Source organism: Rhodococcus sp. P3_B8, from assembly GCF_056402775.1.
Genome location: NZ_JBFUGT010000049.1, coordinates 32417 through 40303, shown reverse-complemented (window position 1 = coordinate 40303; position 7887 = coordinate 32417). Strand labels below are relative to the sequence as shown.

Sequence of the window (7887 nt, the reverse complement as noted above, 5' to 3'; positions counted from 1 at the left end):
CGCACTCCCCGTGGCAACGAGGCTCGAACGAGAACACCAACGGGCTGCTGCGCCAGTACTTCCCCAAGGGCACCGATCTGTCCGTGCACTCCGAGGAGCACCTGCGGTTCGTCGCTGATGAACTCAACGACCGACCCCGCAAAACCCACGACTGGCATACTCCAGCCGAAAAGCTCAACGAACTACTCGATGGTGCAACGACCGCATGAATCCGCCTTGTTCTGGCTACCAAAAAGGCGCACGGGCGGCGGAGCCGCCTACAGCCGCTCGAGGACCATGGCCATGCCCTGTCCGCCTCCGACGCACATGGTTTCGAGGCCGAACTGCTTGTCGTGGGTGGTCAGGTTGTTGAGCAGGGTCGCGGTGATGCGGGCACCGGTCATGCCGAACGGGTGGCCGAGGGCGATCGCGCCACCGGACACGTTGAGCTTGTCCTCGTCGATGTTCAGCTCCCGCGCCGACCCGATCACCTGCACCGCGAACGCCTCGTTGATCTCGACGAGGTCGATGTCGGAGATGCCCAGTCCCGCGATGGCGAGGGCCCGCTTGGACGCCTCGATCGGGCCAAGTCCCATGATCTCCGGCGACAGACCGGACACCCCGGTGGACACGATCCGGGCGAGCGGGGTCAGCCCCAGCTCCTTGGCCTTGGTGTCGGACATGATCACCAGGGCGGCGGCGCCGTCGTTGAGCGGGCACGCGTTGCCGGCGGTGACGGTGCCGTCCGGCCGGAACACAGGCTTGAGCTGGCTGACGGCCTCGTACGTGGTGCCGGCACGCGGGCCGTCGTCGGTGGACACGACGGTGCCGTCGGGCAGGGTCACCGGGGTGATCTCGCGGGCGAAGAAGCCGGCGCCGATGGCCTCCTCGGCGCGGTTCTGCGAACGCACCGCCCACCGGTCCTGCTCCTCGCGGGTGATGCCGGTGATCTGCGCGACGTTCTCGGCGGTCTGGCCCATCGCGATGTAGGTGTCGGGGACCAGGCCCTCCTGCCGCGGGTCGACCCACTGCTGGCCGCCCTGGGCGAGCTTCTCGGTGCGGGTCTGCGCGTCGGCGTACAGCGGGTTCTGGGTGTCGGGCAGCGAGTCGGAGTTGCCCTTGACGAACCGGGACACGGTCTCGACGCCGGCGGAGATGAACACGTCGCCCTCACCGGCCTTGATGGCGTGCAGTGCCATGCGGGTGGTCTGCAGCGACGACGAACAGTACCGGGTGATGGTGGTGCCGGGGATGAAGTCGTAGCCGAGCTGGACGGCGACGTTGCGGCCCATGTTGAATCCCTGCTCGCCGCCGGGCAGGCCGCAGCCCAGGATGAGGTCGTTGATGTCGGTGGGGTCGAGGGCGGGCACCTTGTCGAGTGCTGCCTGGACCATTTGCGCGGCGAGGTCGTCGGGGCGCATGCCCTTGAGCGATCCCTTCATGGCGCGACCGATCGGGGAACGAGCGATGGAGACGATGACGGCCTCGGGCATGAGTAACTCCTACCGATTGACGTGGTGGACGGCAGTCGGTGCGGACCTGCAGCCCCTCAGTTCTAAGCATGTGCTTATTTTCTAAGCGTTCGCATATATTGACCACGCCCGCGGCACGGTGTCAACCCCCGGACGGTCGCGATTGTGCTCAACCGACAACGAACCGCCCGAACTCGAGCCCCCGAGGCCGTTTCTTGCACGAAACCCCGTCGATAGTGTTGTGGATCACACCACAAAGAAAGGGCGGACGAAATCGTGTCGCACATCGGCTATTTCGCTTGGGACCTCGCCGCGCAGCGCGGAGATGCGCCATGCCTGCGCGACGACCGACTCGAACTGACCTACGCACAGTTCGCGGAGCGGGTCGATGCCTTCGCCGCACAGTTGTCCGAGAACGGTGTCGGTCGTGGCGACGTCGTCGCGATCATGCTGCCGAACCGGGCGGAACTGCTCATCGCCCTGATGGCCTCCTGGCGGATCGGTGCGGCCGCGACCCCGGTCAATCCCACGTTCACCGCCAGCGAGGCGGAGTACCAGATCGACGACGCCACAGCGGTTCTCGTCGTCAACGAGGGACCCGGCGCACCGACCGGTGGCCGTCCCGTGATCGCCGTCGACGACATGGCGACCACCCCCGACCCCGCCTGGACACCCGGCACCACCGCCGACGGAGACGACCTCGCCCTGCTGATCTACACGTCCGGGTCGACCGGACGGCCCAAGGGCGTGATGCTCACCCACGACAACCTGCAGTTCATGAGCTCCTCGATGGTGCAGCATTTCTCGCTGACCGCCGACGACCACTGCCTCCTGATCCTCCCGCTGTTCCACGTCAACGCGATCTGCGTCAGCTTCCTGACCCCGATGCTCGCCGGCGGTCAGCTGAGCGTCACCGGACGCTTCTCACCGGCCCGGTTCTTCGACGACGTCGCCCGCCTGCGGCCGACGTACTTCTCCGCAGTCCCGACCATCTACGCCCTCCTTGTCTCCCAGGACACCGTCGGCGACACCTCCGCGCTGCGCTTCGCGGTCTGCGGGGCCGCCCCGATTTCCAAGGAACTCCTCGACCACGCCGAGCAGCGTTTCGGACTCGTCATCGTGGAGGGCTACGGGCTGACGGAGGGCACCTGCGCGTCCGCGTGCAACCCGCCGGAGGGCCTTCGCAAGCCGGGCACCGTCGGCCCCGCACTGCCGGGGCAGACCATCGCGATCGTCGACGAGTCCGGCGCACCGGTGCCGGCGGGGGCGGTCGGTGAGGTGGTGATCCGGGGCGCGAACGTGATGCGCGGCTACCTCGGCCGCCCCGAGGAAACGGAACGCACCGTCGTCGACGGCTGGTTGCACACCGGCGACGTCGGCCGACTCGACGAGGACGGCTACCTCACCCTCGTCGATCGCATCAAGGACATGATCATCCGCGGCGGAGAGAACATCTACCCCAAGGAGATCGAGAACGCTCTCGCCACTCACGACGACGTCCTCGAGGCGGCCGTGATCGGAGCCCCGCACGACGTGTACGGCGAGGTGCCGGTCGCATACGTCGTCACCTACCCGGAGACCGCCGTCACCGACGTCCTCCTGGCCGACCACCTGAGCAGCCGGCTCACGAAAGTCAAACTGCCAGTGGCCATTCACATCGTCGACGCGCTGCCCCGCAACCCCGTCGGCAAGATCGACAAACCGGGACTGCGGAGTCGCCACCGGCCAGCCGCCGTCAGCTGATCCAGCAAAACCCTGCACCTCGGGACACACCCGAGGCGATGCCCTCTACCCTCAGGAGCCTCCCATGGGATTCAAGACCGGGAACTTCCCCGAAGTCGACCCCGCCACCTTCCTCGACCTTCCGTTCCGCGACCGCCTGCGCGCCATGTCGACCCACTGGGTCGACTACGGCTTCGGAACCCCGAAGATGGTGCACACCATCTACATTCTGAAACTGCTCGTCCTCTACCTCGGCATCGGACTGTCGCTCGCGACGTTCACGTCCGGCCTGAACGTCCTCGACGTGGGTGCCTGGTGGAACGAGCCGATCGTCTACCAGAAGCTGATCCTGTGGACGGTGCTGCTCGAAGCGGTGGGTCTCGCCGGTTCGTGGGGTCCGCTCGCCGGGCACTTCAAGCCGATGACCGGCGGCATCCTGTACTGGCTGCGCCCCGGGACCATCCGGCTCCCACCGTGGCCGGGCAAGGTGCCGTTCACCTCGGGCGACACCCGCACCGTCGGCGACGTCCTGATCTACGCGGCGTTGCTGCTCAACATCATTGTGGCGCTGATACTTCCGGGCGTGCACACGTCGTCGATCGACGCGGCCATCACCGACAACTCCGGACTCGTCCGCCCCGCGGTGCTGTTTCCGCTGATCGCGCTGCTGGTTCTGATCGGTCTGCGCGACAAGGTCATCTTCATCGCCGCCCGCAGCGAGCAGTACCTGCCCGCGATCGTCTTCTTCGGGGTCCTGCCATTCGTCGACATGATCATCGCGCTGAAGCTGCTGATCGTCTCGGTGTGGGTCGGGGCGGGCGTCTCCAAGCTCGGACACCACTTCTCGATGGTGGTGCCGCCGATGCTGAGCAACACCCCGTGGATGCCGTTCAAGAAGATCAAGCGCGCGCACTACCGCAACTTCCCCGAGGACCTGCGGCCGTCGATCGTCGCCGGAGGTGTCGCCCACGTGCTCGGGACGGTCGTGGAGGTGGTGACCCCGCTGGTGCTGCTGTTCTCCACCAACCGCACGCTGACGCTGCTCGCAGTCGCGCTGATGGTCGCGTTCCACCTGTTCATCCTGTCCACGTTCCCGCTGGCGGTGCCGCTCGAGTGGAACCTGCTGTTCGCCTACGCGTCGATCTTCCTGTTCCTCGGATTCCCCGCCTGGGACGGGTACGGCGTCGCCGACATGTCCTCGGTGTGGTTGACCGCGGTGATCGTCGCCGCCCTGGTGTTCTTCCCGATCCTCGGCAACCTGCGCCCCGACCTCGTCTCGTTCCTGCCGTCGATGCGGCAGTACGCCGGCAACTGGGCGTCCGCCACCTGGGCCTTCGCACCGGGCGCCGAGGAGAAGCTCGACGAGCACATCATCCGTCCCACCAAGAACACGCGCACCCAGCTGCTCGCCACCTACCCGCCGGAGGTCGCGGACGTGGTGATGCACCAGTTGCTCGGCTGGCGGTCGATGCACAGCCAGGGGCGGGCGTTGTTCTCGCTGATGATGCGCCACCTCGGCGACGACATCGACACCTACTCGCTGCGCGAGGCGGAGTTCAGCTGCAACTCGCTGGTGGCGTTCAACTTCGGTGACGGTCACCTGCACAACGAGTTCCTGATCGCGGCACTCCAGAGGCGCTGCAACTTCGCTCCTGGCGAGTTCGTCGTCGCGTGGATCGAATCGCAGCCCATCCACAGGGGCACTCAGCAGTACAAGGTGATCGACGCCGCCCTCGGCGTCATCGAGCGGGGAACGTACAAGGTGTCCGACGCGATCAACGAGCAGCCGTGGCTGCCGAACGGTCCCATTCCGTTCGACGTGCAGTGGACACTGGACGGAGACGACTCGAACGTGCGGACGCGGGAGGCGCAGATGCAGAAGACAGATCTGGTGGTGCGGCCGTGACCACCGCAGTTGTCGTCGGCAGCGGGCCCAACGGGCTCGCCGCCGCGGTCCACCTCGCCCGCCACGGCGTCGACGTCCAGGTCCTCGAGGCCGCCGACACCATCGGCGGCGGTACCCGCTCCGGCGAACTCACCGTCCCGGGACTGCTGCACGACGAGTGCTCGGCGTTCCACCCGATGGGTGCCGGGTCGCCGTATCTGCAGACCCTCGACCTCGGCCGGTACGGGTTGACGTGGAAGTGGCCGGAGATCGACTGCGCCCACCCCCTCGACTCCGGTGAGGCGGGGTTGCTGCACCGGTCGATCGCAGCCACCGCCGCCGGACTCGGCGAGGACGGCGGCCGCTGGCAGCGCATGTTCGGCGGACTCGCCGACGGCTTCGACGACCTGGCCGCCGACCTCATGCGTCCGATCGCGAACGTGCCCCGGCATCCGCTGCGGCTCGCCGGCTTCGGGCCCCGAGCCCTGCTCCCGGCCGCGGTGACGGCCCACTGGTGGCGCACCGACAAGGCCCGCGCACTGTTCGGCGGCGCCGCCGCGCACGCCTACTACCGTCTCGACCGGCCGGCGACGTCCGCGGTCGGGATGATGATCGTCGCCGCAGGCCACCGCTACGGGTGGCCGGTCGCCGAGGGCGGATCGCAGTCGATCACCGGCGCACTCGCCGCCCTGCTGACCGACCGGGGCGGCAAGATCACCACCGGTGTCCACGTCCGCGAGTGGACCGAACTCCCGACCGCCGACGTCGTCCTGCTGGACGTCGCGCCGTCCGCCGCGCTCGGCATCCTGGGCGCTCGCCTGCCCGACCGGGTGGCCCGCGCATACCGCCGGTTCAAGCACGCGCCCGCCGCGTTCAAGGTCGACTTCGCCATCCAGGGCGGGGTGCCGTGGACCGATCCCGAATGTGGACGCGCCGGGACCGTCCACCTGGGTGGGAGCTTCGCCGAGATCGCGGCCGCCGAACGCGACGTCGCTGCGGGCCGAATGCCGGAGCGGCCGTTCGTGCTCCTCGGTCAGCAATACCTCGCCGATCCCGGTCGTTCGAACGGCGACCTGCATCCGCTGTACGCGTACGCCCATGTTCCGCACGGCTACACGGGCGACGCGACCGAGGCGATCACCGCACAGATCGAACGATTCGCCCCCGGTTTCCGGGACCGCATCGTCGCCACGGTCAGCAGCGGACCGGCTCGTCTGGCCGCGTCGAATCCCAATTACGTCGGCGGCGACATCATCGGCGGGGCGAACACCGAAACCCAGGTCGTGCTGCGTCCGCGCATCGCCCTCGACCCGTACAGCACCGGGGTCCCCGGCACCTACCTGTGTTCGGCCTCCACACCGCCCGGCGCCGGGGCACACGGGATGTGCGGATACAACGCTGCGCAATCGGCCCTGCGCTATCTGCGCAAGGGCGGAGGGGACGTGCTGTGAGCAGTCCCGCCCCCGGCGACCGCGGCGCCGGTGCCAGGCGCCGCATGGCGCGGGTGCCCGCGATGGCGGAGGCCGAGGTCCTCGACATCGTCGCCGGCATCGCCCGGAAACTCGATGCGCGGCAGGCGGAGATCACCCGCACGATGAGCGCGCTGCTCGCGCACGAGATCGACCAACTCGACGAAGACCCGCAACTCGTCGAACTGCTCGAGGCGAGCGTGAACGGCAACGTCTCGACGATCGTGCACGTCCTCGCCAACGACATTCCCGTCGATCATCTGCAGCCCACCACCGCCGCCGTGGAGTACGCGCTGCGACTGGCGCAACGCGACGTGTCGTCGAACTCGCTCGTCCGCGCGTACCACATGGGTCAGGACGACCTCATCAAGATCTGCTACGACGAGGTCAGCAACCTCCAACTGTCCGGACCGCTGACACTCGCTGTGCTCAAACACATTTCGGAGGTCGTGTACAGCTACATCGACTGGATCACCCTCTACGTGTTCGACGCCTACGAGCAGGAACGCCGGCGATGGCTGGGCGCCCGCGGCAACGTCCACTCGTCGACCATCCACACCCTCCTCACCGGAACCGGCAACGACGGGTCCGCGTTCGAGGCCGAGACCCACTACCGGCTCGAGCAGACGCACGTCGCGATGATCCTGTGGTCCACCGGTCCCGACACCGAGGCGAGCCTCAACACCCTCGACCACTACGTGCGGGATCTCGCCCGCCACCTCGCCACCGACTCCGCACCCATCGTCACCGCCATCGACCGCCGAACACTTTGGGCCTGGCTGCCTTTCGGCCGCCGGAAACCCGTCCTCGACACCACCGAACTCGCCGCGGCCCTGCCCGCGAACCCGGGCATCCGGACCGCGATCGGACTGCCCGCGTCCGGGGTCGCGGGATTCCGGCGGTCACACGAACAGGCGCGTGCCGCCTACTCCGTCGCCACCGTGCCCAACACCCCGGCCCGGCCGATCGTCGGCTTTGGCGACCGCGGCGTCGCCGTCGTCTCCCTCCTCGCCGAGAACCTCGACTCCACCCGGGCCTGGGTGTGGGAGGTCCTCGGCCCGCTCGCTGAGAACACCGACCAGGCCGCGACACTGCGGTCCACACTCAGCACCTACTTCGCGACCGGCGAAAGCCACCTCCACACCGCCCAGCAGATGAACCTCCACCGCAACACCGTCAAATACCGCATCACCAAAGCCCTCGGTGAGCCCGCCACCGGCACCCACAGCAAGCTGGATCTCGCACTCGCCCTGCAGGTGTGCGAGTTCTTGGGGCCGACGGTGCTGAAGTAGGCCCTCCGGGCTTGTGCGCCTTTCTGGTTGTTCCAGCTACCAAAAAGGCGCACGGGCGGCGGAGCCGC

The 7887-nt window shown here is 67.9% G+C and carries 6 protein-coding genes; 5 read left to right on the top strand and 1 reads right to left on the bottom strand.

From position 1 onward, the window contains the following. Window positions 1-209, top strand: a 209-nt coding sequence (locus tag AC1D1G_RS18170) for a transposase (RefSeq protein ID WP_477953095.1), incomplete at its 5' end; no start/stop codon positions are given. Between the two features lie 48 nt (window positions 210-257). On the opposite strand, the gene AC1D1G_RS18165 is transcribed toward AC1D1G_RS18170, so the two are convergent. After that, entirely contained in the window at window positions 258-1472 is a 1215-nt protein-coding gene (locus tag AC1D1G_RS18165; RefSeq protein WP_477953094.1) for an acetyl-CoA C-acetyltransferase, read from the bottom strand. A gap of 255 nt (window positions 1473-1727) precedes the next feature. On the opposite strand from AC1D1G_RS18165, the gene AC1D1G_RS18160 reads away from it, so the two are divergent. The 4 genes from AC1D1G_RS18160 (at window position 1728) to AC1D1G_RS18145 (ending at window position 7819) form a co-directional block, all read left to right on the top strand. Continuing rightward, entirely contained in the window at window positions 1728-3194 is a 1467-nt protein-coding gene (locus AC1D1G_RS18160; protein WP_477953093.1) for a class I adenylate-forming enzyme family protein, read from the top strand. Window positions 3195-3258: 64 nt separating this feature from the next. Continuing rightward, a complete protein-coding gene (locus AC1D1G_RS18155; RefSeq protein WP_477953092.1) occupies window positions 3259-5079 on the top strand; it encodes a DUF3556 domain-containing protein in 1821 nt (606 codons plus the stop codon). Further along, window positions 5076-6509 (top strand): phytoene desaturase family protein, encoded by a 1434-nt coding sequence (locus AC1D1G_RS18150; protein WP_477953091.1) that lies wholly within the window; start codon window positions 5076-5078, stop codon window positions 6507-6509. The genes AC1D1G_RS18155 and AC1D1G_RS18150 overlap by 4 nt, the downstream gene beginning before the upstream one ends. After that, the gene (locus AC1D1G_RS18145; protein ID WP_477953090.1) at window positions 6506-7819 is read left to right on the top strand and encodes a PucR family transcriptional regulator; all 1314 of its coding nucleotides are present in this window, start codon (window positions 6506-6508) and stop codon (window positions 7817-7819) included. The genes AC1D1G_RS18150 and AC1D1G_RS18145 overlap by 4 nt, the downstream gene beginning before the upstream one ends. Window positions 7820-7887 lie beyond the last annotated feature (68 nt).

Bases quoted from the DNA above. Each gene is read 5' to 3' on its own strand.
- AC1D1G_RS18155 (WP_477953092.1), top strand. From the start codon at position 3,259: ATGGGATTCAAGACCGGGAACTTCCCCGAAGTCGACCCCGCCACCTTC.
- AC1D1G_RS18165 (WP_477953094.1), bottom strand. From the start codon at position 1,472: ATGCCCGAGGCCGTCATCGTCTCCATCGCTCGTTCCCCGATCGGTCGC.